The organism is Mycolicibacterium sp. SMGY-1XX, assembly GCF_059132455.1.
The window spans coordinates 3,837,130-3,861,823 of sequence record NZ_CP101139.1 but is presented as its reverse complement, the minus strand read 5'-3'; the positions used below and the strand labels follow the sequence as shown (position 1 = coordinate 3,861,823).

The window sequence follows — 24,694 nt, the reverse complement described above, 5'->3', positions numbered from 1 at the left end:
GCAGGTTACTGCCTCAAACCTCTCCGCTGGCGTCGTAGACCCACGACATATCGGCAGTGGCGAAGTCCTCCAGCCACGTCGGCGGCGCGTGATCGGCCAGCGCCCCCATGTCCCAGTAGTCCTTCCACAGGGTGATCCGGCCGTCCACCACGCGGTGCACCGTGACGAAGCGCAGCAGTGCGGATTCGCCGGTGGCCCAGTTCCACTGCTCGGAGTGCTCGTACATCACGTTCTCACCCTCGGCCACCAGTACACCGTCGAAATTCTGGTAGCCGGCCAGGGATTCCAATCCGATCTTGAGCCGTTTCACGATGTCATCGGGTCCCTTGGCCGCCGCGGCGGCCCCGACCGGCATGTCGAGATAGATGCAGTCCTCGGACAGGAACGTCTTCACGGCCTCCCAGTCGCGGGCCGAGAGCGCACTCCACATCCCCAGCACCACGTCAGTGCACGTCACCACCTGCTCAACGGACATCGGCGAGCTCCTGGTCCCGGTGCAGCGCCGGTACAGGTTGGCCCGCGCGCAGGAAGCTCCCGGTGCGGGTGACACCCACCAGCTCGGTCGGCACCCCGTTGCGGAAAACCGTTCGCCCACCGACCATGACTGCGGTGACGGTGGCGTCGTTGCGGTTCACCATCCGCGACAGGCCACCGTACTGGGCAACGGGCTCCTCGGCGTAGGCGTCCAGGGACTCATCGAGTTTCTCGGGGTCGATCACCACCACGTCGGCGCGGTCGCCGAGACGCAGATGTCCGGCGTCGAGGCGGTACCAGTCGGCCAGCTCGCCGGTGAGCCGGTGTACGGCCGCCTCGATCGTCATGAACGGGGTGCCCGCGCGCTCGGCATTGCGGACATGGCGCAGCAGCCGCAACCCCATGTTGTAGAACGCCATGTTGCGAAGATGCGCCCCGGCATCCGAGAAACCCATCTGCACACCGGGTTCGGCGGCCAGTTTCTTGAGCACCTCGGGTCGGTGGTTCGAGATCGTCGTGCGCCAGCGCAGTGCCCGGCCGTGTTCGAGCACCAGGTCCAGGAACGCGTCCACCGGGTGCAGACCGCCGCGGTCGGCGCCGACCTGGCCGAACGATTTCCCGATCACCGAAGCATCGGGACAGTCGACGATCTCGGCGTCGAAGAAGTCGCGGTGCCACACCCGGATGCCGAGCTTGCTCTCGTACTCCTTGCGGAACTGCCTGCGGTAGGCCTCGTCGCGCATCAGCTCGTTGCGCTCCACCTCGTCGCGCAGGTGCAACGCGGCCGCGCCCGCGCCGAACTCCTCGAAGATCACCAGGTCGATACCGTCGGCGTACACCTCGAACGGCACGGGCAGGTGCTGCCAGCGGAAGTCGCCACCGAACCGGTTCACCACTGCCGCCAGCGGTCCCATGATCTTCACGGCGTACGGGTTGGCTTTGACGTCGGCCGCCGACAGCAGGCTGGTCTTGAGTTTCTTGCGGAACAGTCCGAGCGACTGGAACACCTGCGAACCGACGTTGAACGGGTTCTCGATATCGGGGCCCGACTGCAGGATCCGGCCGTTGCGCCGCAACAGCGACTTGAGCCGGCGCAGTTCGGTTGGCCTGGCGTAGGTGGACGGCAGCGTGCGCGACCGGCAGGTCTCACCGTCGAGCTTGTCGAAAAGCAGCTGCTGCGAGGACATCCCGACCATGCCGGCATCGATCGCCTCGGCGAGCATCCGCTCCATCTCCGCCTGTTCGGCCCGGGTGGGCCGCTGGTCGCCGCGGGTGGCCCGGTCCAGGCCCATGGTGGCGGTCCGCATGTCGGAGTGGCCGATGAAGGCGGCCACGTTCGGCCCCAGCGGCCGGGACTCCAGGGCGGCGATGTACTGCGCGCACGAGCTCCAATTCTTGTGGTCGTCCACCGCGGCGATCACGTGTTCGCGGGGAATGGCCTCGACGCGGCCGAACAGGTCACCGGCCTCGGTGCCGTCGACGTAGACCGTCGACAGCGAGCACGAGCCCAGCATGACGGTGGTGACACCGTGGCGAAGCGATTCCGGCAGAGCCGGCCCGCCGAGCACCTCGACGTCGTAGTGGGTGTGGATGTCGATGAGCCCGGGCAGCACCCACTGTCCGGAGGCGTCGATCACCTGGGGGCAGCCGGCCTCGTCGAGCGGCTCGGGGCTGATGGCGGCGATATGGCCGTCGCGGATGCCGATGGTGCGCACCACCGAAGCGGCACCCGAACCGTCGAACCACCGGCCGTCACGGATGATCGTGTCGTACGTCACAGCGTCAATAGAACCTGTTGCAGAAACCGGTGTCAACGATTCAGTGAACAGATTCTGGAGTCTGTTCACCGCCAGGAGTCGGGCTGGGTGCCGTCGAGGTCGGTGACGCCGTAGGCGCGGGCCAGATCCGCCGACGTGACCGACGCCTGGTTCCACCTGGCCCGGTGGGCGTCGGCGGCCAGTGCGGCCACCCCGCGGCCCAGATAGCGTGGACTCTCGGACTGGGCGAAGCCGGGCGGGGCCGTCGGTAGACCGCCTGGACGCTCCGGCGACAACGCTTCGCGCCACGAGTCTTCGGTGACCGACCAGTTGTCCAGCATCATCTCCGACCGCAACCAGCCGGGGGTGACGGCGACTGCGGTGGCGCCGTGCTGGGCCAACTCGTGTCCCTGGGAGAACGCCAACCGGTTCACCGCCGTCTTCGCCAGGTCGTAGAACACCGAGATCCGGTACTTGTTCGCGTTGTATTCCGTTGTACCGTCGGTGATCTCGACCAGGAGGCCACCGGGTTTGGTGAGCAGCGGCAGGAGGTGATGCGAGGTCACCAGATGGGTCTCGACGCCGAGGCGCAGGATCCGCAGGCCGGCTTCGAGGTCGTGTTCCCAGATCGGGGTGTTCCATTGTGCCGGTGGGCCTTTCAAGATCTCGGCACCCCAGATGTCGTTGACCAGGATGTCGATTCGGCCATAATCGTGGCCCAGCCGTTGCGCCAGATTCCCGACGGCATCCCGATCCAGATGGTCCACGGCCACCGCGACGCCGACCCCGCCCGCTTGATCCACCAGTGCGGCGGTCTGCTCGATGGTCTCGGGCCGGTCGTAATCCGAATGTAGTGGGGTGACCGAACTACTGCGGCCGGTGCAGATGACCGTGGCGCCCGCTTCGCCGAGCCCGATCGCGATGCCGCGGCCGGCGCCGCGGGTCGCGCCGGCCACCACCGCAACCTTGCCCCGCAGCGCGTGTGTTGCCCGCATACTCAAAGAATGACACCGCTGCAGCGTTACATCGCCGAGGAGATCGCGACTGACCACGTTGACGGGCTGCTGACCCGACGAGAGGCCATGCGCCGGCTGGGGCTGCTGGGGGTGTCCGCGGCCGCGGCGTCGGCGCTGATCGCGGCCTGCAGTGACGAGAAGGCGTATCAGGCAGGTACCTCCAGTGAGAGTCAGGCGCCGGCGCCGTCGACTCCGGACATGCCCGCCGAACCGCCGCCGGGCATGGATCAGGCGCTGCAGACCAGTGCGATCACGTGGGCCGGGCCGGCGGGGGAGCTGCAGGGCGCCTGGGCGCAGGCCGACCAGCCGCGCGGCGGCGTCCTGGTGATCCACGAAAACAAGGGTCTCAACGACTGGACCCGCTCGGTCGCCGGCCGGCTGGCCGGCGCGGGATATTCGGCGCTGGCCATCGACCTGCTGTCGGCTCAGGGGGGCACCGCCACCTTCGCCGATCCCGCCGAAGCCACCGCGGCCCTGGGCAACATCGCGCCGGAGGCGCTGATCGCCGACATCAAGTCCGGGATCGCTGAACTGCAGCAGCGGGTGCCCGGCCAGAAGGTCGCGGCCGTCGGGTTCTGCATGGGCGGGGGCCTGGTCTGGCGGCTGCTGGCTGCCGGTGCCCCGGAACTGGCTGCGGCAGTACCGTTCTACGGTCCGACGCCGGACAACCCGGACTTCGCCGGCTCGGCCCAGGTGGCCGTGCTGGCGTTCTACGGAGAACTCGATGCCCGCGTCAACGCCACCGAGCCCGCGGCCAGCGCCGCCCTGGACGCCGCCGGGATGCCCCACGATGTCGTCATCGAACCCGGCGCCGACCACGCCTTCTTCAACGACACCGGCCAGCGCTACAACGCCGTCGCCGCGCAGGACGCGTGGACCCGCATGCAGGACTGGTTCGGCCAGTATCTGGCCCCGAGCTAATCCAGTGTGGCCGTCACGGTCACCCGGCCCTGGGGATCGCGCACGGCCACCGCCTGTCCGGACCGGTCACCGTCGGGCAGATGCACCGTCAACGGAGCCCCCGTTCCGAGGAAGTTGCGCCACCACGTCTTCTGGTCCGGCATCCCGACCCAGATGGTCACGGTGTCGCCGCGGCGCCGGTAGTTGACGGGCAGGGTGAATCGCTTGCCCGATTTGCGTCCGGTGTAGCTGATCTCGGTGAAGTACTTCCGCATTACCGGGCCCACCACCGGGACGTGGGTGAGTGTGGTGACCGCGGTGTTGACCGCGGTGACAAGAAAACGGACCGGTCCGCCGAATGCCATGGAGCCTCCTGTTGCGAAGATGGCCGGTGATGACTTCCACTTTGCCCGAGGTGCTCGCGACCCTCGAACTCGACCGAGTCAACCAGAGTTTCTTCGTGGGCACGCAGCTCGACGGCCCGGCTCACCACATCCTCGGCGGCCATATCGCCGCCCAGGCCCTGACGGCCGCCGCGCACACCGTCGCCGGGGATCGGCCCGCCCGCGGCATGCAGGCACATTTCCTGCGCAGCGGTGACGCCCGCCGACCCGTCGACTTCGAGGTGGTGGCGCTGCACGACGGTGGCACGTTCTCGACGCGTCGCGCCACCGCCCGTCAGTCCGGTGCCATCCTGGCCGAAGCCACCGTCTCGTTCGGCAAGACCGCCGACGACGATCCCACCTATCAGCCGGCCATGCCCGTCGTGCCCGAACCGGAAACGGTGGATTCGGTACCGCGCCACGGCGTCTGGTCCAGTCTCGAATGGTTCGAACGGCGTAACGTCGACGACGGCGCCCGGCTCTGGTGGCGTCCCGACGGCACGGTTCCCGACGACCCCATCCTCGCCACCGCGCTGGTGGCCTATCTGTCGGCGGTCACGCTGGTGGAGGCGGCCCTGGCGGCACGCCGTGGCGCGACGGCCCACACGTTGTCGCCGATGCTCGATCATTCGGTGTGGTTCCACGGCATCCCGGATCTGTCGGATTGGCTGCTCTACGAACAGGTTTCCGGAAGCGGCGCGCACCGCCGGGCACTGACCTGCGGGCAGATGTTCGACCGGCGCGGCACCCTGGTGTGCACCGCCACCCAGCAGCTCTACTTCCCACCGGCGCGCTGAGTTCACCGAGGATTCACCCATCCGCTGAGGCCCCGTTGTTGACCGCACACGCCTGACCGTTGGAATGCACTCATGCGGGTCGTCCAGGTGGCCAACTTCTACGGTCCCCGATCTGGCGGGCTGCGCACGGCGGTCGACCGGTTGGGCGCCGAATACTGCGCCGCCGGGCACGAGGTGTTCCTCATCGTTCCCGGGCCACTGGCCCAGCACACCGTGATGCCCTCCGGGGTGGTGCGGGTGGCGGTGCCCGCCCGCAAGATTCCCTTCACCGGCGGTTACCGGGCTGTCATGCCCAAACCGGTGACCGACGTCCTGGAAAACCTGGAACCCGACGCGATCGAGGTGTCCGACCGCTTCACCTTGCGCGGCCTGGGCAGATGGGGGAGTCAGCGCGGGGTCACCACGGTCATGATCTCCCACGAGCGCCTGGACCGCCTCACGGGACAGATCCTGCCGAGGCGCATCGCCCGCAGCGTCGCCGACTTCGCCAACAGGCGCACCGCTGCCGACTACGACACCGTGCTCTGTACCACGGCGTTCGCCCGCGAGGAGTTCGACAGGATCGGCGCGACGAACGTGGCGACGGTGCCGCTGGGGGTGGATCTCGACCTGTTCCATCCGCGCCGTTACTGCGCACGGGTCCGGCGACTCCTGGCAGCCCCCGAACAATTGCTGCTGGTGCACTGCGGCCGGCTCTCGATCGAGAAGCGCGTGGATCGCAGCATCGATACCGTTGCGGCCCTGCAGGATTCGGGTGTGGACGCCCGCCTGTTGATTGTCGGCGACGGCCCGCTGCGGCCGCGGCTCGAACGCCAGGCCGCCCGGCTGCCCGTCGACTTCACCGGATTCATCGACGACCGCGAACAAGTGGCGGCGTTCTTGGCCACGGCCGATGTCGCGCTGGCGCCCGGACCGCACGAGACCTTCGGACTGGCGGCGCTGGAAGCCCTGGCCTGCGGCACCCCCGCGGTGGTGTCCCGCACATCCGCGCTCACCGAGGTCCTCACCTCCGACAGCGGCGCGTGTGCGGACAACGACCCGCAGTCCATCGCCGCGGCCGTGGGGGAAATACTCGGCCGGCCGGAGCGGCAACGCCGCCACGACGCCCGCCGGCAGGCCGAACGGTTCACCTGGCCCAGATCGGCGCAGGGGATGCTGCTCGCGTTGGGCGGCAAAGAAGTGTGACGGCGGTTTGATGTTCGGCGATCAGGGGCAACCAGGGCTTATTGACGGGGCCGTCTGTCGGCCCACCGATCGAAGGAACCGACATGGATACCACTGTTTGGATCATCGTCGCGGTCGTCGTGGTACTGCTGGTTCTCGCAGTGCTCGCGGTCGTCGGCCGAAACCGTCGCAACAAGCAACTGCAAGGCAAGGCGGAGCGCATCCGTGAGGAAGTCGAACACGACAGCATCCAGGTGAGACGGCGTGAGGCCCTGGCTGACGAGACCGCCGCGAAAGCGCGCGCGGCGCAGGCGGAAGCCGAGGCCAAAGCGGCAGAGGCCAGGCGTCTTGCCGACCGTGCCAATCTGCATCGGGATGCGGTTTCCACGTCGCAGGAGGAGCTCGACGAGCGGCGTGCACATGCCGACTCCATCGATCCCCGGGTCAAGGCGAACGAGCAGCCGGTGACCGAGGACCCCCAGGCCGTCCCGCAGCACCAGCCCGGGCGGCACGAGCAGCCGGTGCAGCACCAGCAGCAGCCCCCGGCTTCCCGCGCCCGCTAGGGACTCACGGCACCGCGGGGGTGCGGGCGGGGCCCAGTCGGACCGGTAGCTTCGACCAGCCCCGCAGCACCCTGGTGTCGCGCCGGGTTCCCCCGGCAGCCGTCGACACCACGGGAAAGCGGTCGAAGAACGCGGCCAGGCCCACCTCGCCTTCGGCCCTGGCCAGCGCCGCGCCCAGGCAGAAGTGCCTGCCGCCGGAAAAGGACAGATGCCGCCCGGCATTGTCCCGGGTGACATCGAATCGATGCGGGTCTGCGAACACCGCGGGGTCCCGATTGGCCGCGGCGAGATAGATGACCACCATCTCGCCGCGGCGCACCGGTGTTCCGGCCACCTCGGTGTCACTGCGGGCTATCCGGGCGCTGAGCTGAACGGGGGAGTCGAGCCGCAGAACCTCTTCGACCGCCCCCGGCCAGTGCTCGGGATGCTCGCGCAGCAGCGCCAATTGGTCGGGGTGGTCGATCAGCATGCGAATCCCGTTGCCCAACAGATTCACTGTGGTCTCGAATCCGGCGGCCAGGACCAGACCGGCGACGGCGCGCAATTCGGGGTCGGTCAACTGGCCCTCGGCGTCGGAGGCATGGATCAGTTCACTCATCAGATTGTCGCCGGGTTGCGCACGGAGCCGGTTGAGGTGGTCGTCGAGCCAGGTGTTGAAACCGATCAGCCCACGTTCGACGCGCTGATACTGCGCCCAGCTCAGACCGATGTCGAGGCTCGGTGCGGCGAGTTCGCCGAACTGCAGCACTTTCGGGCGGTCGTGCTCGGGGACACCCAAGATGTCGCTGATCACCGCGACCGGCAGTTGGGCGCAATACCGTTCGACGATGTCGACGGTCTGGTTGTCGCCGGCGTCGCGGGCCAGCTCGTCGAGCAGCGAATCGGCGGTCTGTTGCACGCGTTCGCGGAGGGTGCCCACGGCACGGGTGGTGAACACCGAGGACACCGTCTTGCGGTAGCGGGTGTGCTCGGGTGGTTCGACGGCCAGCAGGGACGGCGGCCGCAACGGATGCAGCGCCCGGGTGCGGGTGAGTTGTTCGAGCCGGCGCAGCGGTGCCGGGAGATTGGCGCCCAGCTGGATCACCCGGAAATCCTCGGACCGCAACAGCTGGTGGGCGACGGCGTGATCAACGGTGAGAAAGCTTACGCGGCAACGGATCAGCGGTCCGTGGGGTCGGAGTTCGTCGTAGAACGGGATCGGGTCGGCCCGTACTACGGGGTCCGCGATCAGCCGGCCTTGCGGGTCGCCGCGCCGGGCGGCCAGGCGCGCAATCGTGCGCACCACGCCGTGCATGGCCAGCCAGTGGACACGTTCTCTCACGCCTGCCTCCGTGGTGTCTTCGGTGGCACCCACGCTACGAGGACGTCGCCGAACTCGCCAGCAGCTATCCGGGATGGCGGTAGGCTCCGACCATGATTCGGCGACTCGCGGGGCTGACCGGTGTCCTTGCGGCGTGCCTGGGGAGCACGGTCCCCGCGGCCGCTACCCCGGGGCCGATCGAATGCGACTACATCCTCAGCGCGCCCTACGTCGTGGATGTGGCGGGGACGGCGATGGTGACCGCCACCGTGGTGCCCGCCGCCTGTCCGGATGCCGTCACCACCGTGCTGCAGGCCTGCCTGTCCACCCCCGGCAAGGTGGGCCGTTGCGACAACACCAACGGCAACACCATGTCACAGGTGTATCTGTCGCCGTACGTTCCCGGGCTCAACTACACCGCGCGAGGACGCGGCTGCGCCGCGGTCACCACACCGCCCACGTCGCTGTGCTCGTCGCTGGGGCCCACGTCTGCTGTGCTCTGACCGCTAACGCGGCGTCCAGCTGATCGGCAGCCGTTTGATGCCGTGGATGAACGCCGACAGCAACCGTGCCGGTTCTTCGGTGGCGGTGAGGTCGGGCACCTGCCGGTGCAATTCCTCGAACACCACCCGGATCTCGCGGCGAGCGAGGTTGGCGCCCAGGCAGAAGTGTGCGCCGCCGCCGCCGAATCCCAGGTGCGGGTTGGGATCGCGGCGCACATCGAAGCGCCACGGGTCGTCGAATTTCGTCTCGTCGCGGTTGGCCGAGCCGTACCACAACGTCACCTTGTCGCCTTGGGCCAGTTGCACACCGCTGAGCTCACAGTCGCGCGTGAGGGTGCGTCGCATGTACGACACCGGTGAGGCCCAGCGCACGATCTCCTCGACCGCGGTGGGCGCGATGCCCTCGAAGTCCTGCCACCAGAGGTCGCGTTGGTCGGGGTAGCGCGACAGTGCCAGCACGCCATGGCTGATCGCGTTGCGGGTGGTCTCGTTGCCGGCAACGGCGAGCAGGATGAAAAACGACGCCACCTCGGCCGACGTCAGCCGTTCACCGTCGACCTCGGCCTGCACCAGGCTGGTGGTCAGGTCGTGGCCCGCGGTGGTGCGCCGGTCTTCGGCCAGTGCGTGCGCGTAGGCGCCGATACTCATGGCCACTTGAACGAACTCGTCGAAATCGGTTGTCAGATCAGGATCTCCGAAGCCCAGGATGATGTTGGTCCACGCGAAGATCTGGTCGTGGTCGGATTCCGGGATGCCCATCATGTCGCAGATGATCTGCAGGGGGAGCGGGCCGGCCAATTCGGTGACCAGCTCGGCGTTGCCGTCGGGGTGTCGTTCGAGCATGTCGCTGACCAGACGACGCGCACGGTCGCGCACCGATTCCTCGATGCGGGCCACCACTTTCGGGGTGAACGCCCGGCTCACGATGGACCGCAGTCGCTGGTGTCGCGGGTCGTCGAGCGCGATCATCGACCCGAAATACTCGGCCAGCTCCGGGGTTTGGTCACCGATGGTGATACCGGAGGCCGAGCTGAAGATCTCCGGGTTCCGGCTCGCGAAATGCACGTCGTCGTAGCGGGTGAGAGCCCAATGCCCGGGCCCGGGCTGGAATCCCTCGAACTGCTGGCCGGTGTCCTCACCCTCGCTACCCAGAACAGCCTCGGGGAAGAACGCGATCGGTGACTCGCGGCGCAGGGTGGCGAAGGCGCCGTCACGCAGGTCGTCGTCTTGCTCCCAGAACTCCCACGTGCCCAGGTTGATCGCCTCGCGCGGCACATCGGGCGGCGGCTGGCCGTTGGTGCGGGTGGTGATTCCCATCTTCGCTCCTGTGCGTCGAGGACGGATCAGCCCCGAGCCTAACCGCCGGCCTCGGCGCCGGGGGTCAACTGTGCACGCAAGGTCGAAGCCAACCACCGTTCGAAGCGAGCAGGTGACCACCCTCGTCGCTGCACCAGTCGGCTGTAGAGGGCGGGGTCGGCGAGCAGCCAGGCGATATCGGCGGCGTGCGCGGGCGTGAGGTCCGGCGCCAGAGCATCGATCACACGCAACCGGGCGATCACTTCCCGCGCACCGGCCAGGCGTTCACGGTCGGACTGCTCTCGCACCTCGCGGGCGCCGGCGTCGTGGTCGGCCGCGGTGTTGAGGGCTTCGTGCAGTGCCGCCACCCGCCGGTCGATGCCCACCAGCAGCCTGGCCCAGCCGTCGAGGAGCGCACCCGGGTCATCGCCGGTCAGCAGTGCACTCACGTCAGGGCGTTCGGCCAGGGCCACCGGCTCGTCATCGCCGGCGATCGCCCAGTCCAACGCGAGCTTGAGGACGTCGGCTTTCCCGCCGACGGCGGTGAAGACCGTCTTGCGGCTGACCCCGGCCGATATCGCGATGGCATCGACAGTGGTGGCGCCGTATCCCTGGGTGACGAACAGCTCCGCGGCGGCGGCCACGATGGTGCGGCGGGTCTCGCGGGCCTGCGCCGCCCGTAGGTCCGAGCGGTAGTCGCGCTTGACAACACCGCTCATTCTAGGTAACTCTCGGAGTATTCATTGCACCACAAGTTACCTCAATTGGAGCTCTCATGCGAACAGTGGTGGTGGGCGGAGGCCCCACGGGTCTGTTCACCGCGATCGCGCTGGCCCGGCGCGGCCGCGAGGTCGTGGTCGTCGATCGCGACCCGGGTCCACCACCGCACGGGCCCTGGAAACGCCGCGGGGTGATGCAGTTCCACCAGGCACACACCTTCCGGGGCCAGGTGGTCGACGCACTGCGAGCCGAAATGCCGGACGTGTTACAGACATTGGTGGGGTCCGGAGCGGAGATCGCCACCGCCCCGGACGGGTCTGCGGTGGCGGCGCTGTGCCGGCGGGAGATCTTCGAACGGGTGTTGCGTGCCCACGCCCACCGCCAGCCGGGGCTCACCGTGGTCACCGGCCACGTCGACGCGGTGGTGCGTGAACGCGGCCGGGTGGTGGGTGCCGTCGTCGATCGCAAGAGGTTGTCCGCGGAGTTGGTGATCGATGCCGCCGGGCGCTCCAGCCGGGTGATGCGGGCGCTTCGCGAGCCCGCCGACGGTGGGCCCTGCGCGGCCGTCTACGTCACCAGGCAGTACCGGCTGAATGACCCCGGTGTGCGCGGCCCGGTGAATTCTCCGATCGGACTGTCGCTCGGGATGGCCGGCTATTTCGTCGTGGTCTTCCGACACGACAACGGCATGTTCTCGGTGACCCTGACCCACGGCGGCACCGACGACCGGCTGCGCGAGCTGCGCCGGGCCGATGTGTTCGACGCGGTACTGCGCGCCATTCCCGGGGTGGCCGACTGGGTTCATCCGCAGGTGTCGACGCCGGTCACCGACGTGTTGCCGGGCGGGCAGCTGTACAACTCCTACCGCGGACAGTGCGGCGTCGACGGCCGGGTGGTTCCGGGTCTCGTGGCAGTCGGTGACGCGGTATGCACCACGACGCCGCTGGCGGGTCGTGGGGTTGCCCTGGCGTTCCGGCAAGCCCGCCACCTGGTTGCGGCTCTGACGGACCACCCGGCGGATCCCGCCGCTGCAGCCGCCGCCTTCGACAGCTGGTGCCGGACGCACATCAGGCCGTGGTTCGTCGACCACATGCGCTGCGACGCGGATCGGATGCGGCGATGGGCCGGGGGCGACGTCGATCTCACCACGAGCCTGCCGTCGGACCTCATTGTGGCTGCAGCGCAGGCGGATTCGAGCCTGCGCCCGATGGTCGAGCCCTACGAGCGGATGCTGGCGCTGCCGCAGAGCCTGGATGAGCTGCAGGGTGCCGCTCTGCAGGTGTATCGCAGTGGCTGGCGACCCGAGCTACCGCCGGGGCCCACCTCGGCCGACCTCACGGCGATGTGTGAGCAATTCACGGTGACCGAACCAGCCGTGGCCTGAGGCTCGATGAAGCGAATGGCAAAGCCGCATTCCGGCGTTAATCAGAATCGAATTCCAGAATTCGCCGGCAGCAAACTCAAGACACCGAGTTTGTCCGACCGTGATCACCGCGTCTGCAACGGAATGAGCGCCATGATTTCGTTGATGGTGGCGCGGATATAGGAACCCGGCTGACGTTGTGTCGGCGCGGGCGCCAGCGGCGCGCGGACGGCGGTGAACGGTGTGCCCGCCTTGGTGCCGCACTTCGGCCAGGCCTTGAGCCCCTGAGATGCGAGAACGTTCTCTGCCACCCTGATCTGCTCGGAGCGGGGGGCTTGCGCGGGGTTGCCGACGCCTCCGTTGGCCTGCCAGGTGGCGGGCTTGAACTGCAGCCCGCCGTAATGGCCGTTGCCCGTGTTGATCGCCCAGTTGCCGCCGGATTCGCACTGCGCGATGGCGTCCCAATTGACGCTGTCCGCGTTCGCCGTGCCGGTGGTCAGTGCCAGCATCCCGTACAGAATTGCGCCCGTGAATGCGACCAGTGCGAAGAGTTTCCCGACGATCTTCATGTGGGGTGTTTCGCATCACATGACGCACCCGTTACTGGCGTCGCACAAGTTTATTCAAATCACAGAAGCTTATTTCTGTCACATAACTTTAAGCCGATCTCAGGAATATCACGAGTCACATTAGCGTAATTCTCCACGACAAAGTCGAATGAATGGAGCTGCCCATGAAGATCCGCTTCGGTGTCGGCCTGGGACCCGAAACCCCGGCTCACCGCCTTCCCGCCGTGGTCGACGCCCTGGAAGAGGCGGGAGTCGATTCCGTGTGGTTCTCCGAACTGGTGTACTCCGACGCCGTCGACCCGTTCATCGGCATGGCCGCAGCTCTGGCGCGCACCACCCGGCTCAAGGTCGGCACGTCGGTGGCCGTCCTGCCCGGCGGCCGCCATCCCGTGCTGGTCGCCAAACAGCTGGCCTCACTGGCTGCCATCGGCCCCAAACGGGTGCTGCCCGCCTTCGGGCTGCGCTCGGCCACCCCGGCCGAACGAGACATCTTCACCGTGCCGGACGGAAAGCGTGCTGCGGTGTTCGACGAATCGCTGCGGCTGCTGCGTGCCGCGCTGACCGAGAAGCCGCTGAGCTTCACCGGGGAGTTCTTCACCGTCACCGACGCCGGCATCGGAGCACTGCCGGCACCGCCGCTGGACCTCTGGCTCGGCGGTTCCGCCCCGGCAGCGTTCCGCCGAATCGGCCGGCTCGCCGACGGCTGGCTGGGCAGCTTCCTCACCCCGGCGGAGGCCGGGCACGCCCGCGAGGCGATCCAGCGCGAGGCGGCCGCGGCGGGCCGCGAGATCGAGGACGACCATTTCGGCATCAGTCTGGCGGTGGCCGAGGCAGGGTTACCTGAGCAGCTCGCGACCGCGATCCGGGCCCGCCGCCCCGACGTCGATCCGGCTGAACTGGTTGCCGGCGACTGGGATCAACTCCACGCCCAGCTCGACGGTTACATCGCCGCGGGACTGAGCAAATTCGTCATCCGGCCCGCCGGCCAGATGGACACCGAAGAGTTCAGTACCCGTCTTGCCGAGGAGCTGCTGCCCCGTCAGAACTAGACGGCTACCATCCGGGGCGTGAATCGCACGGCGCAGGTGGCAGCCGCAACAGGTCTACTGATGCTGGCCGTGCTGCCCGCCGGCCCGGGTGCGTCGGCCGAGCCACCGGCGACCGCCTACCAGTTCGCCGCGTGCTACGACCCGACGCAGCCGGTGCTCGAAAAACCGCCGACCGTGGTGTACGGCTGCGACCACACCAGCGTCATGGAGAACATGACCTGGACCGAGTGGGGCGCTGCCGGCGCCACCGGCACCGGCGTCGACAACGCCGTCGAATGCAAACCCAACTGCGCTCAAGGCCGGCGGCTGGTCAACCCGATCATCGTGCACGCGTGGAATCCGGCTCCCGCCGACAAGCCGGGGTGCCCGGCAGGCGTCGAGTTCTTCCGCGACTTCACCGTCGCCTACCCCGAATCCGTGCCGCCGTGGGTCCAGCCGGGAACCTCGTGGACCGAGGACGTGAGCTACCTCTACATCGACGGGATGCCGGCGGTGCACTTCACGGGTCAGACGCCCTACAGCTGCACACCGCCGTCGTACTGACTCGAGGACTTTCGGTCCTGAAGAAAAGGACTTTCGCCGGGTCCGGAGCTCCGCAGACCTTCCTACCGTCACAACCATGACGTATGTGATCGGTTCCGGATGTGTCGACGTGATGGACAAATCGTGTGTGCAGGAGTGCCCGGCGGACTGCATCTACGAAGGACTGCGGTCGCTCTACATCAACCCCGTCGAGTGTGTCGACTGCGGAGCGTGCCGGATCGCCTGCCGGGTCGATGCCATCTACTACGAAACCGACCTGCCTGACGACGAACTCGCTCACCTCGAGGACAACGCAGCGTTCTTCGCCGGTGTGCTGCCCGGGCGTTCCGAGCCGCTGGGGGAGCCGGGCGGGGCCGCTGGGCTGGGCCCCACCGGAGTGGACACCCCGTTGGTGGCCGCGATGCCCGTTCGCGAGGTGCCCGCACACTGATCTCCGGTTCGCATTCATCTCGCCGATGAGGTAGAGAAACGGGGTGGGTCTGTCTGTAGGCTCACGCGAGGCGCGTCGACGATGACGTCGCGATCCCGGATCCGTTCCAGCTCCTTGACTCGACGTTCGTTGCGGCGGAAACGCGGTCCGGGCACGAAGGGAGTGCAAGTGATGGCCACGGTGCTCGGTGTGTCGGTGACGCCGACGACTGTCCGGTCCGTGTTGGTGGAAGGACGTGGCGCGGACGGGGCCACGCTCGGCCACGACGAGTACGACGTTCTCGAAGAAGTCGGTGCAGCGCTGCGGCGCGCCCGCGATGAGGCTGAAGCCGATGACCAGGCGGTGTCCTCCATCGGCGTCACCTGGAGCGACGACGCCGAGCTGGAAGCGTCGACGGTGCTCGACGGGATGGCGCGGGCGGGACTGACCGGCGTCAGCGCCGTACCGCTGTCCGAAGCCGTCGAAGCCCTGGCCAGCAGCATCGGCCGGGTCATCGGGTACCAGCGCACCGCCTTGTGCGTCGTCGAGCCGGAGACCGCGGCCATCGCGGTGGTGGACACCGCCGATGATTCGGTGGATGTGCTGATCAGTCACGCGATCGACAGCGAAGGTGCGCTGATCGACTGGGTCGGTGCCGCCCTGGCCGACGAGATGCGTCCCGACGGACTGTTCATGGTGGGCTCGGTGCCCGGCCTCGACGACACCGCCACCACGCTCCAGGACGAACTCGAGCTGCCGGTGTTCAATCCGCCGGAAGCCGAGCTGGCCCTGGCGCACGGCGCCGCGCTGGCCTCGGCGGAGAACACCACCTTGCGACCCTTCGATTTCACGGTTCCCGTGGCGCCCAAGCCACGCCGCAATCCCGTCGCCGCGCCCATGACGATGCTGGTCGCCGGCGCTGTCACGTTCGTGGTGTCGTTGTCGGTTGCCGTCGGCGATCAGTTGGTGCCCGCCAGGGACGCGGTGCCGACCTCGACCCAGGAGGTGCAGAAGACCGCGGGCACACCACCGTTGGCGCGGCCCACCCCGCCGGCTCCGGTGGCCCCGCCCCCGCCGCCGGTGGCACCGCCGCCTCCTGTGGTCGCACCCGTGGCCGCACAGGAGGTGCTGCCCCCGGCCGAGGCGCTTCCCCCGGCTCCCGAGTACGTTGCCCCAGCCCCCGAGTACGTTCCCGAGGAGGTGCCGGCCGCGCCGCCGGTCGTGGTCCCACCCCCGGCGGCCGTTCCCCCACCGCCGCCGGTGTACCAGGCGCCCGTCCAGATCCCGGAACGCAGGACTCTGTGGGAGCGGTTCAAGGACAAGCTGAAACCCGGTCCCGACGAACCCGAGTGGCAGCTGGCCCCCGGCGCGGTGCCGCCGCCCGGAGTGCCGATCCCGCCGGGCTGATCAGACCAGCTGGGCGGCCCGCTGCTTGCCGGTGTAGTCCACCTGCCAGTGTTTGATGCCGTTGAGCCAGCCCGAGCGCAGCCGCTCCGGGGTACCGACCGGCGTGAGGTCCGGCATCTGATCGGCGATGGCGCCGAAGATCAAGTCGATGGTCATCTTGGCCAGGTTGGCGCCGACGCAGTAGTGCGCACCCGTGCCGCCGAAGCCGACGTGCGGGTTCGGGTTGCGGGTGATGTCGAACCGGAACGGATCCTCGAACACGTCCTCGTCGAAGTTGGCGGACCGGTACGACATCACCACCCGCTGGCCCTTCTTGATCAGCACCCCGGACAGCTCGGTGTCCTCCAGCGCGGTGCGCTGGAACGAGGTGACCGGCGTGGCCCACCGCACGATCTCGTCCGCCGCCGTCGCGGGACGCTCCCGCTTGTAGAGCTCCCACTGATCGGGATGGTCGGTGAACGCGATCATGCCGTGGGTGATCGAGTTGCGGGTGGTCTCGTTGCCCGCCACGGCGAGTAGCACCATGAAGAATCCGAACTCGTCATCCGAGAGTTTGTGGCCGTCGACGTCGGCCTCGATCAGCTTGGTCACGATGTCCTCGCCGGGTTCCTCGGCACGGAGCGCGGCCAGCTGCATGGCGTACATGATGAGCTCCATCGCCGAACTGCGACCGTCGTGATGGGCGAATTCCGGATCATCGTCGGCCACCATCTGATTGGACCAGTCGAAGATCTTCTTGCGGTCTTCGAGCGGGATCCCGATCAGACCGGCGATCGCCTGCAGTGGCAGTTCGCAGGCGACCTGTTCCACGAAATCCCCGCAGCCCTCGGCGGCGGCCTTGCGGACGATGTCCTGGGCGCGGGTGTGCAGGTCATCGCGCAGCCGTTCCACCGCCCGCGGAGTGAAGCCCCGCGAGATGATCTTGCGCAGGTGGGTGTGATGCGGCGCGTCCATGTTCAGCAACACCAACCTGCCGGTCTCGATCTGCTCACCTGACGAGCCCTTGGGGTAGCGGGGCAGCGCCGTCTTGGCCAGGCTGGAGAAGACGTCGCTGCGCCGCGAGATCTCCTTGACGTCCTTGTGCTTGGTCACCACCCAGTAGCCGCCGTCATCGAAACCGCCCTGGCCCTTCGCCTGTTCGTTCCACCAGATCGGTGCGGTGCGGCGAAGTTCAGCGAGTTCGTCGATGGGTAGCCGCTCCCGGTTGAGGTCGGGATCGGTGAAGTCAAAGCCGGGGGGCAGGCTCGGATTCGGCATGGTCGACGGGCTCCTCGCTGAATAGTTGTGCACCTGTAAGGCATTGGTACACCGCAGATCAGCGAGTTGTGGCAGGTTGAGGAAATATCGAACTGAAACATGTTCTCGCAGCAGGCCGGGAACCGTTCGGCGGTGATGGGAGTTTGTCCTGACGTGACCGAGATCGACCAGTTCAGGGAGCACAGGGCAGCACGGATGATGCTGCGGGTCGCGATCATCGTCGCCGTTCTGGCCGCCATGGTGTTCGTGGAAACCCAATCGCGGTCCGGTGTGCTGTGGCGATTCGTGACGTTCACCTACCAGGCCAACCTGCTGGCCGCGGCCTACTACGCGTGGACCCTGGTCGATCGACGCGCCGACCACCGCGCGGGCCTGCGTGGCGCGGTGGTCCTCTACGTCGTCGTCGCCGGCGTGATCTGGAACCTCTACCTGGTGGACATGAGCGCCGGGTACACACCGGCCAATTTCCTGTTGCACGTGGTGGTTCCGGTGCTGGCCTTCCTCGACTGGGTGGTGGTGGGACACAGCCAGAGCCAGGTGACCTGGTGGCAGCCGCTGGCTTGGCTGGCCTATCCCGCCGCGTATCTCGGGTTGGCGGTGGTGGTCTTGAACAACCTGGGCCGCCGCGCGCCGTATTACTTCCTGGACCACGGCAGCATCGGGGCGGCCGGCGTCGCGGTCAACGTGGCGATCCTCGCCGCCGGCTTCGTCGGCCTCGGCTACCTGCTGTCCCTGATCGGCCGCGCGGCGGTGCGTATCCGCGTCTAGTGCCCGGGCACGCCGGTGTATTCCGGGTTCGGCGGTACGGCAAGCGCGATCCCGATCCGGTTGGTGGCGCCGATGAACGCGGCGATCGAGATGGCTTCCAGGATCAGCTGATCGCTGAGGCCGAGTTCACGCAAGGCGGTGTAGTCGGCGTCGCGGATGGACTGCGGATCGTTGTTGACCGCGATCGCCAGATCGGCCAGCGCCCGCTCCCGGTCGGTGAGCTCTTCGACCTGATGATGATCGATGGCGACCCGCTGCCCGAACGACCAGTCGCCGGCCACCTTGCCCAGTTTGTTGGCGTGGTTGGTGTGGCAGTAGGCGCACCGGTTCTCGCCGGAAACGACGGTGGCGATCACCTCACGTTCGCGGGCCGACAGGCCGGATCGACCATCGGTGCCCAGAAGCGGCAGCAGGTAACCGTTGAGCCGCTCGAGGTCGCCTTCGTTGAGGGACAGCGCACGAAACCAGTTCGACGTCAGACCTTCTTCGCGCAACTGGTGCGAGAAGAACCCCTTCACACTGGGATTGGTCAGTTCGTCGAGTTCGGGCACCTCGAGCCGGGAAATCCGGGTGGGTCGAAGTGCGCCGTCGGTGGTGGGGCGATCGGTGGTTGCGGTCATGGTGGTGACACTGCCCGCGACCTTGTGATCAGCCAAGATTTGGGGCCCATGAGAATTCAACTCTTGCGGGTGTAACAAAATCGTGGCGGGAGCAGAATCACTGTTCATGGTGCGGATCCACACTCGCAAGGCAGCATGGTCGGCGGCTCTCGGCGCATTCGGCGCCGCGGCGTTCTTCATCGCAGCTCCTTCGGCCTCGGCCGAGCCCGCTGCGCCGCCGCCTCCTCCGGCACCCGTGGTTCCGGTCCCGGCTCCCGCGCCGCTGCCGCCGGTCGCTCCCGCTCCGCTGGCCGCGCCAATCCCTTCCGCCCCGTTGGCTGCGGCGGTCGCTCCCGCGCCGTTGGCTGCGCCCGCGCCCGTCGCACTGGACCAGCCGCTCCCGCCGGCGGCGATCCCGCATCTGTCGAGTCCCGAGAATCTGCCCCCGGGCGCCAGCCTGACCCCGACCGGCCCGACCCAGGGCCGCGGCATGTCGTACCTGCGTGAGTTGTGGCATGCAGTGCAGACCCAGGAGGTCAGCAAGGCCGACGCGGTGCTGCTGCTGACGCAGCGTCCGTTGGATGCCACCGCTCCGGCCGGCCCGCAGGCTCCGCTGCCGCCCGCGCCGCTACCGGCGGAACCGTTGCCGGTCCCGGCTCCCGCGCCGCTGCCGCCGGTTCAGTAACTAGCCCGTCGGTTCGGCGGTCACCGTCACGGTGACCGTGGCCGTGGGAATCGATGACGTGGCCGAGGTCGGCGACTGTGTCGACGGGGTGCTGCTGGTGGTCGTCGTCGGACTGCTGGTGGTGCCTTCGGCGGTGAACCGCGGCTGCTCGTATTCGATCCAGGTGTCGCGGTAGACCACCTTGTCGTCGGCGGTGACGAGCAGCTGCTGCGGTGTGACCGTGTAGGTGGCGCCTTCGTTCTCGATGATGAAGCCACCGTCGGCGGCGGTGGCGGCGGCTTTGAGTCCGGCTTCGTCGCTGAGCCGGACGCCGCGGTATTCGTATCCACCCTCCGGCCGGGTGCAAATCGCCACCAGCGAGCGTGCCGTTCGTCCGTACGCGACCGCCAATTGTGTGCTGTCGCAACGCGCTTCGGTACCGACGTAACCCTGCTCGTCGCTGGTGATGGTGGGTTCGGCAGTGGCGACCGCTGGGAGCAACGCGGCCGCGGCCAGAAGGGCTCCGGCCCCGGTCGATGCCAGCAGATGACGGCCAGTGGGCATAACGATCGCTTCCTCCTCGTGGACGTGTCACCCAAGCAAACCACTGTGAGCAGCGAATTCAGCGTTCATCGGACCGCGTTTCGCGTGTGAGATAACCGAATCGCCGGGCAACACAGCCACGCCCCATTAGGCTCACGCAATGCGTGGACTGAGCATCGCTGCCGCTGTGGTCGCATCCGCCGGGTTGGCCTTGGCGCCCACCGCCGGGGCCATCCCCAACGACCCCTCGATCCAGATGGCCGACGTACCGAACATGGTCTTCGGCCCGGGCGTGCAGTTCAGCTACGCCTGCCACAGCTGGGAGCGCAACATATTCGGCCGCAGCGACAACGGCCAGACCTATGCCTGCCACTACATCCCGAACCAGTGGCCCCCGGTGTACACCGGGTTCTGGGTGCACTCGCCGCCGCTGTACGGCGTGCAGGAAATCGGTGCGCCGTGCCCCAACTACCGCAGCTCGGCGGCGCAGACCCCTGACGGTCTGGCCTTGGAGTGCACCGAATCCCGAGGCTGGCAGCAGGACTTCTACGCCTGATGCTTCGTGTGTTGACTCCGGGCAGCCGCGGAGACGACTCAACCTGCGCCGACCACGAAGTCGGCGCAAGAACTCGCTAGAGCGGCGGTTCCCCGTCGGTCTCGGCGGGCGGGCGTTGTCCGCTCTTGTGAGGTGGCAGTGGGGAATCCGTGGTTGGTTTCGGTGGGGTGGGGCGGGGTTTCTGGCGTAGGCGTTCCGGGTGGTGGAAGTCATTGACGCGGGGTTGGCCGACGTCGAGGTGCGCCGGGGGGATCCATTCGGTTTCGCCGAAGGGGTTCTTGCGGGTGGTCCACCCGCCCTCGGTGACCAGTTTGTTGTCTGTGGGGCAGGCGAACGCGAGGTCGTCGATGTTGGTGAGCCCGCCGTCTGCCCAGTCCAGGACGGCGTGGTGGGCTTCGGCCCCGTAGCCGGGCACGGTGCAGCCGGGTCGGGTGCAGCCCCGATCCCGGTCGAACAGCACTATCTGCTGCGACGGGCTGGCGGTGCGGCGGGTACGCCCGAGGTGCAGCACCTCACCGTGGTCGCCGTAGATCACCAGGTAGTGATGGGCATGCCGCGCCAGGCGCAGCACATCCCGGACGGGCAGCCGGGTGCCGCCGGCGGTCACGCCGAGGCCCGCGGAGTGTTCGAGTTCGGCCAAGGTGGTGGAGACGATGATGGTGGCCGGCAAGCCGTGATGCTTGCCCAACTGTCCGGAAGCCAGCATGGCGCGGCCGACCGCGGCCAGGGCGTCGTGGTTGCGTTGCGCTTGGCTTCGCCCGTCGCGACGGGCGGCGTCGTCGCTGACCTCATCGATGCACGGTGATTCGTCGTGGGGGTTGCAGGCGCCCGGCTTGGCCCATTTCGCGTGCACCGCTTCCCAGGTGGCGCCACTTTCAGCGGTGAAGTAACCCCAGAATTTGCGGCGGCCATCGCGTTGCTGCCGTCCGATGTGCATTTCCCCCTGCGGGGCCCGTGGTGTGGGTTCGGTGGGCGGGCGGCCATCTTGGTCCAACTGCCGGAACAGGTCATCGGCGTCTTTGCGGACCTCGTCCGGGCGCTTGCGGCGCGCCAACTCCACCAGTTTTGCTTCGGTGTCCTCACGCTGGGTCTGGTTGACATGCCCGGGCAGTTGCTTGAAGAACTCCCGGATCACCGCCACGTGCCCGGTGTTGATCGCGCCGTCGGCGTGCGCTGCGGCGGTGGCAGCCAGCCAGGGTGGCATCGGTTCACCCGAGAGCGCGGTGCGCGGGCCCAGCCGTTCGGCGTCGTCGACCAACTTCTTGGCCTCCGGGCGTGAGATCCGCAAGATCTCGGCCAGCGCTCGCGGCAACGTATCGCCCAACTCCGCCGGGCTGGCGTGCTGGCGCAGGGCTGCGATCTCCCGGTGCTGCAGGGCGGGCAGGCGGTTGAGGATCTGTTGGGTGTGGGCCAGGAAGTCTTTGTGCTCCAGCACCGAGCGCCGGGTGGGATCGGACGCCAGCAACGTCGTCACCGCAGCATCAATGGCAGCAAAGGCCCCCAACACGGGGTCTTCCTGCGTGGCTGTCGGCGGCGAACTCATACCCCGATGCTGCCCACCAGCCCCGACAGATCAGCTTCGGCAAGCCCGGGTCAACCTGAGACCAGCCCAGTTATCCACAGTTGCGGATCCATCCACAGCTCAGAGGCTCAATTCGCAGCCTTCCTCGCCCCGCTTCGCAGGCTCCGCGGCGCTCGTCAGACTCCCGGTTGTGTGGGTCGTCGTTCCTCGCCCCGCTCCGCAGGCTCCGCGGCGCTCGTCAGACTCCCGGTTGTGTGGGTCGTCGTTCCTCGCCCCGCTTCGCAGGCTCCGCGGCGCTCGTCAGACTCCCGCGGCCTCGTTCAGCTCGTTGAGCCGGCCCGTCGCCTCCAGATACTCCTGCACCCAACGCTCGATCACCGTCGAGGTCTTCTCCACCTTGGTGAACTGACCGACCACCTGACCCACCGGGTTGAACGCGACGTCGACCGATTCGTTGGGGTACTTGTGGGTGGCGGCGACCGCCATACCGGACACCATGTACTGCAACGGCATTCCCAGCGGTGACGGGTTCTCCGGGTTCTCCCACGCTTCGGTCCAGTCGTTCTTGAGCATCCTGGCCGGCTTGCCGGTGAACGAGCGACTGCGCACCGTGTCGCGGCTGGTGGCCTTGGCGTAGGCGGCGTGCTGCACCGGAGTGTGCTCGGACTCCTCGACCATCACCCACTGCGAACCGGTCCAGGCGCCCTGCGCGCCCAGTGCCAATGCGGCGGCGATCTGCTGACCGCTGCCGATACCGCCGGCGGCCAGCACCGGCACCGGCGCCACCTCTTTGACCACCTGCGGCCACAACACGATGGAGCCGACGTCGCCGCAGTGCCCACCGGCCTCACCGCCCTGGGCGATGATGATGTCGACACCCGCGTCGGCGTGCTTGCGCGCCTGATACGGCGAACCGCACAGCGCGGCGACCACCCGGCCGGATTCGTGGATGTGCTTGATCATGTCGGCGGGCGGGGTGCCCAGCGCGTTGGCGATCATCGTGACCTTGGGGTGCTGCAGCGCGACCTCGACCTGGGGCGTGGCCGTGGCCTCCGTCCACCCCAGCAATTGCAGCGCATCATCGTCGCTGTGCTCGACCGGGACCCCGTGGTCGGCCAGGATCTTCTTGGCGAACTCGATGTGCTCGTCCGGAACCAGCTCGTTGAGCGTTTTCTTGAGGACTTCCGGATCCATATCGGTGGCGTCCATGCCCTCGTACTTGTTGGGGATCACGATGTCCACGCCGTACGGGTGATCGCCGATGTTCTCGTCGATCCACTTCAGTTCGATCTCCAGTTGTTCGGGGCTGAAGCCGACAGCGCCCAGGACTCCGAAGCCGCCGGCCTTGCTCACTGCCACCACCACGTCGCGGCAGTGCGTGAAGGCGAAGATCGGGAACTCGATACCCAACTGATCGCAGAGGGGAGTGTGCATACCGGAATCCTTGCTCGGGCGGACAGAAAACTGGAACGTGTTCTAGTTTAGCGTCAGGGCGGGTACCGGGGGTCGGTAGGGGTGGTTGTCCCTCGGAAAGCGCCCGCCGGCAATGTGTTTCAGCGTGTGCCTTCTTCGGCGCGCTCGGCCACCGCATCGACATTGGATTCATCGACGAACGAGGGTCCGGTCAATGTGGGGAATCCGCCGCCGATGATGTTCCCGTTGCTCACGTACAACCACAGCGCGCTGATCGCCAGATAACCCTGCAGAAAAGGCTGTTGATCCACCGCCCAGCCGATGGTTCCGCGCTCCACAGCCTCGATCACTGCGGTGTTGGTGTCGAATGTGACCACCTTGGCGTAGCTGTTTGCCTCACCCACCGCTTGCAGGGCAGTGGTGGCCACCGGGGCTGCCAAGGTCAGCACGCGATCGATCGAGCGGTCCTGTTGCAGGCGCGCGATCAGGTCGGCCCGGACTGCCTGAGGCCGGGTTCCGTCGACGTAAATCCGCTGCAGCACACCGGGAAAAGCCTCATCGGCGCCGTTGCAGCGCGACTCGAGCCCGACATGGCCGCGTTCCTGGATCACGCACAGCACATTGACCGCGCTCTCGTGCTCGAGGCGCCGGCCCACTTCTTGACCGGCCACCAGATCGTCCTGACCGAAGTAGGCGATCGCGCCCATCTCGCGCCACGCGTCGATACCGGTGTTGACCGCCACGACAGGGACACCGCCGGCCACTGCCGAGCGCACCGAGGCCGCCATGGCCGGCGGATCGGCCAGTGTCACCGCGATCCCGGCCACCTGCTCACCCACCGCCTCGGATACCTGGCCGGCCTGAATGGCGCCCTCGGGGTCGTGGAAGTAACGCAGCTCGATGCCGTCTTTGTCGGCGGCCGCCTGGGCACCGCGACGCACCAGGTCCCAAAAGGTGTCACCCGGCGGCTGGTGGGTCACCAGCGCGACCGCCACTCGGGGTGGCGGCGGTGCCGGCTGTGGCGCCTCCGTGTCACCGCCCGGCGAGCATCCGGTCTGGGACGCGACGAGCACGATCGCAGTCGCCAGTGCGGCGCATCGTCGGACGGTGCTCGGTCGCATGTCTCCAGTGTCGACCTCGGTGTGCCGTCGCTGCGGCA

27 protein-coding genes are annotated in these 24,694 nt (G+C 67.8%); 13 read left to right on the top strand and 14 right to left on the bottom strand.

The window, feature by feature from the left end:
* Nucleotides 1-13: 13 nt before the first annotated feature.
* The 3 genes from NL241_RS18700 to NL241_RS18690 form a co-directional block, all read right to left on the bottom strand.
* Nucleotides 14-475, bottom strand: coding sequence for a nuclear transport factor 2 family protein (locus NL241_RS18700; protein WP_487695439.1), 462 nt, complete (start codon nucleotides 473-475; stop codon nucleotides 14-16).
* Nucleotides 465-2,252, bottom strand: a complete 1,788-nt coding sequence (locus tag NL241_RS18695; protein WP_487695440.1) for an N-acyl-D-amino-acid deacylase family protein — start codon at nucleotides 2,250-2,252, stop codon at nucleotides 465-467. Before NL241_RS18695 ends, NL241_RS18700 begins: the two co-directional genes overlap by 11 nt.
* A gap of 65 nt (nucleotides 2,253-2,317) precedes the next feature.
* The gene (locus NL241_RS18690) at nucleotides 2,318-3,226 is read right to left on the bottom strand and encodes an SDR family oxidoreductase (RefSeq protein ID WP_487695442.1); all 909 of its coding nucleotides are present in this window, start codon (nucleotides 3,224-3,226) and stop codon (nucleotides 2,318-2,320) included.
* Nucleotides 3,227-3,235: 9 nt separating this feature from the next.
* Here NL241_RS18690 and NL241_RS18685 point away from each other — a divergent pair, with 9 nt between their 5' ends.
* On the top strand, nucleotides 3,236-4,168 hold the full coding sequence (locus tag NL241_RS18685) for a dienelactone hydrolase family protein (RefSeq protein ID WP_487695443.1): 933 nt from the start codon (nucleotides 3,236-3,238) through the stop codon (nucleotides 4,166-4,168).
* Here the strand turns inward: NL241_RS18685 and NL241_RS18680 are convergent.
* Entirely contained in the window at nucleotides 4,165-4,512 is a 348-nt protein-coding gene (locus tag NL241_RS18680) for a hypothetical protein (RefSeq protein WP_487695444.1), read from the bottom strand. The genes NL241_RS18685 and NL241_RS18680 overlap by 4 nt on opposite strands.
* Nucleotides 4,513-4,541: 29 nt before the next feature.
* Between NL241_RS18680 and NL241_RS18675 the strand changes: the two genes are divergently transcribed.
* From NL241_RS18675 to NL241_RS18665, 3 genes are all read left to right on the top strand, one after another.
* Entirely contained in the window at nucleotides 4,542-5,327 is a 786-nt protein-coding gene (locus NL241_RS18675; protein ID WP_487695445.1) for an acyl-CoA thioesterase, read from the top strand.
* Nucleotides 5,328-5,399: 72 nt separating this feature from the next.
* Complete coding sequence (locus tag NL241_RS18670; RefSeq protein ID WP_494394687.1) at nucleotides 5,400-6,512, top strand: glycosyltransferase; 1,113 nt, start codon at nucleotides 5,400-5,402, stop codon at nucleotides 6,510-6,512.
* An 83-nt stretch (nucleotides 6,513-6,595) separates the two neighbouring features.
* Complete coding sequence (locus NL241_RS18665; protein ID WP_487695447.1) at nucleotides 6,596-7,054, top strand: hypothetical protein; 459 nt, start codon at nucleotides 6,596-6,598, stop codon at nucleotides 7,052-7,054.
* 4 nt (nucleotides 7,055-7,058) lie between these two features.
* Here NL241_RS18665 and NL241_RS18660 read toward each other — a convergent pair whose 3' ends face one another.
* Nucleotides 7,059-8,375: a cytochrome P450 gene (locus NL241_RS18660; RefSeq protein WP_494394686.1), complete on the bottom strand. Its 1,317-nt coding sequence runs from the start codon at nucleotides 8,373-8,375 to the stop codon at nucleotides 7,059-7,061.
* A gap of 92 nt (nucleotides 8,376-8,467) precedes the next feature.
* On the opposite strand from NL241_RS18660, the gene NL241_RS18655 reads away from it, so the two are divergent.
* Complete coding sequence (locus NL241_RS18655; protein WP_494394685.1) at nucleotides 8,468-8,857, top strand: hypothetical protein; 390 nt, start codon at nucleotides 8,468-8,470, stop codon at nucleotides 8,855-8,857.
* A 3-nt stretch (nucleotides 8,858-8,860) separates the two neighbouring features.
* Here NL241_RS18655 and NL241_RS18650 read toward each other — a convergent pair whose 3' ends face one another.
* The gene (locus NL241_RS18650; RefSeq protein WP_487695450.1) at nucleotides 8,861-10,174 is read right to left on the bottom strand and encodes a cytochrome P450; all 1,314 of its coding nucleotides are present in this window, start codon (nucleotides 10,172-10,174) and stop codon (nucleotides 8,861-8,863) included.
* 38 nt (nucleotides 10,175-10,212) lie between these two features.
* Nucleotides 10,213-10,872, bottom strand: coding sequence for a TetR/AcrR family transcriptional regulator (locus NL241_RS18645; RefSeq protein WP_487695451.1), 660 nt, complete (start codon nucleotides 10,870-10,872; stop codon nucleotides 10,213-10,215).
* Between the two features lie 56 nt (nucleotides 10,873-10,928).
* Here NL241_RS18645 and NL241_RS18640 point away from each other — a divergent pair, with 56 nt between their 5' ends.
* On the top strand, nucleotides 10,929-12,257 hold the full coding sequence (locus tag NL241_RS18640; protein ID WP_494394684.1) for an NAD(P)/FAD-dependent oxidoreductase: 1,329 nt from the start codon (nucleotides 10,929-10,931) through the stop codon (nucleotides 12,255-12,257).
* A gap of 104 nt (nucleotides 12,258-12,361) precedes the next feature.
* On the opposite strand, the gene NL241_RS18635 is transcribed toward NL241_RS18640, so the two are convergent.
* Nucleotides 12,362-12,805, bottom strand: coding sequence for a transglycosylase family protein (locus NL241_RS18635; protein WP_487695454.1), 444 nt, complete (start codon nucleotides 12,803-12,805; stop codon nucleotides 12,362-12,364).
* Between the two features lie 164 nt (nucleotides 12,806-12,969).
* Here NL241_RS18635 and NL241_RS18630 point away from each other — a divergent pair, with 164 nt between their 5' ends.
* The 4 genes from NL241_RS18630 (at nucleotide 12,970) to NL241_RS18615 (ending at nucleotide 16,213) form a co-directional block, all read left to right on the top strand.
* On the top strand, nucleotides 12,970-13,854 hold the full coding sequence (locus NL241_RS18630; RefSeq protein ID WP_494394683.1) for a TIGR03854 family LLM class F420-dependent oxidoreductase: 885 nt from the start codon (nucleotides 12,970-12,972) through the stop codon (nucleotides 13,852-13,854).
* 18 nt (nucleotides 13,855-13,872) lie between these two features.
* Nucleotides 13,873-14,397 carry a hypothetical protein gene (locus NL241_RS18625; protein WP_494394682.1) on the top strand — a complete coding sequence of 175 codons (525 nt, stop codon included), beginning with the start codon at nucleotides 13,873-13,875 and terminating at the stop codon, nucleotides 14,395-14,397.
* Between the two features lie 76 nt (nucleotides 14,398-14,473).
* Complete coding sequence (gene fdxA / locus NL241_RS18620; protein WP_487695456.1) at nucleotides 14,474-14,827, top strand: ferredoxin; 354 nt, start codon at nucleotides 14,474-14,476, stop codon at nucleotides 14,825-14,827.
* A 171-nt stretch (nucleotides 14,828-14,998) separates the two neighbouring features.
* Nucleotides 14,999-16,213 (top strand): DUF7159 family protein, encoded by a 1,215-nt coding sequence (locus tag NL241_RS18615; RefSeq protein ID WP_494394681.1) that lies wholly within the window; start codon nucleotides 14,999-15,001, stop codon nucleotides 16,211-16,213.
* Here the strand turns inward: NL241_RS18615 and NL241_RS18610 are convergent, their stop codons facing one another.
* Nucleotides 16,214-17,470, bottom strand: coding sequence for a cytochrome P450 (locus tag NL241_RS18610; RefSeq protein WP_494394680.1), 1,257 nt, complete (start codon nucleotides 17,468-17,470; stop codon nucleotides 16,214-16,216). It abuts the gene before it with no gap.
* 135 nt (nucleotides 17,471-17,605) lie between these two features.
* Here NL241_RS18610 and NL241_RS18605 point away from each other — a divergent pair, with 135 nt between their 5' ends.
* Nucleotides 17,606-18,238 carry a Pr6Pr family membrane protein gene (locus tag NL241_RS18605; protein WP_487695601.1) on the top strand — a complete coding sequence of 211 codons (633 nt, stop codon included), beginning with the start codon at nucleotides 17,606-17,608 and terminating at the stop codon, nucleotides 18,236-18,238.
* Here the strand turns inward: NL241_RS18605 and NL241_RS18600 are convergent.
* On the bottom strand, nucleotides 18,235-18,858 hold the full coding sequence (locus NL241_RS18600) for a peroxidase-related enzyme (protein ID WP_494394679.1): 624 nt from the start codon (nucleotides 18,856-18,858) through the stop codon (nucleotides 18,235-18,237). The two genes, NL241_RS18605 and NL241_RS18600, sit on opposite strands and share 4 nt — an antisense overlap.
* Nucleotides 18,859-18,940: 82 nt before the next feature.
* Here NL241_RS18600 and NL241_RS18595 point away from each other — a divergent pair, with 82 nt between their 5' ends.
* Nucleotides 18,941-19,522 carry a hypothetical protein gene (locus tag NL241_RS18595; protein ID WP_494394678.1) on the top strand — a complete coding sequence of 194 codons (582 nt, stop codon included), beginning with the start codon at nucleotides 18,941-18,943 and terminating at the stop codon, nucleotides 19,520-19,522.
* Here NL241_RS18595 and NL241_RS18590 read toward each other — a convergent pair whose 3' ends face one another.
* Nucleotides 19,523-20,065, bottom strand: coding sequence for a hypothetical protein (locus tag NL241_RS18590; protein WP_494394677.1), 543 nt, complete (start codon nucleotides 20,063-20,065; stop codon nucleotides 19,523-19,525).
* Between the two features lie 139 nt (nucleotides 20,066-20,204).
* On the opposite strand from NL241_RS18590, the gene NL241_RS18585 reads away from it, so the two are divergent.
* Complete coding sequence (locus tag NL241_RS18585; protein WP_494394676.1) at nucleotides 20,205-20,600, top strand: hypothetical protein; 396 nt, start codon at nucleotides 20,205-20,207, stop codon at nucleotides 20,598-20,600.
* 76 nt (nucleotides 20,601-20,676) lie between these two features.
* Here NL241_RS18585 and NL241_RS18580 read toward each other — a convergent pair whose 3' ends face one another.
* From NL241_RS18580 to NL241_RS18570, 3 genes are all read right to left on the bottom strand, one after another.
* On the bottom strand, nucleotides 20,677-22,143 hold the full coding sequence (locus tag NL241_RS18580) for an HNH endonuclease signature motif containing protein (protein WP_494394675.1): 1,467 nt from the start codon (nucleotides 22,141-22,143) through the stop codon (nucleotides 20,677-20,679).
* 279 nt (nucleotides 22,144-22,422) lie between these two features.
* Nucleotides 22,423-23,556, bottom strand: coding sequence for a nitronate monooxygenase (locus tag NL241_RS18575; protein ID WP_487695469.1), 1,134 nt, complete (start codon nucleotides 23,554-23,556; stop codon nucleotides 22,423-22,425).
* 119 nt (nucleotides 23,557-23,675) lie between these two features.
* Nucleotides 23,676-24,656: a substrate-binding domain-containing protein gene (locus NL241_RS18570; RefSeq protein ID WP_494394674.1), complete on the bottom strand. Its 981-nt coding sequence runs from the start codon at nucleotides 24,654-24,656 to the stop codon at nucleotides 23,676-23,678.
* Between the last annotated feature and the right edge of the window lie 38 nt (nucleotides 24,657-24,694).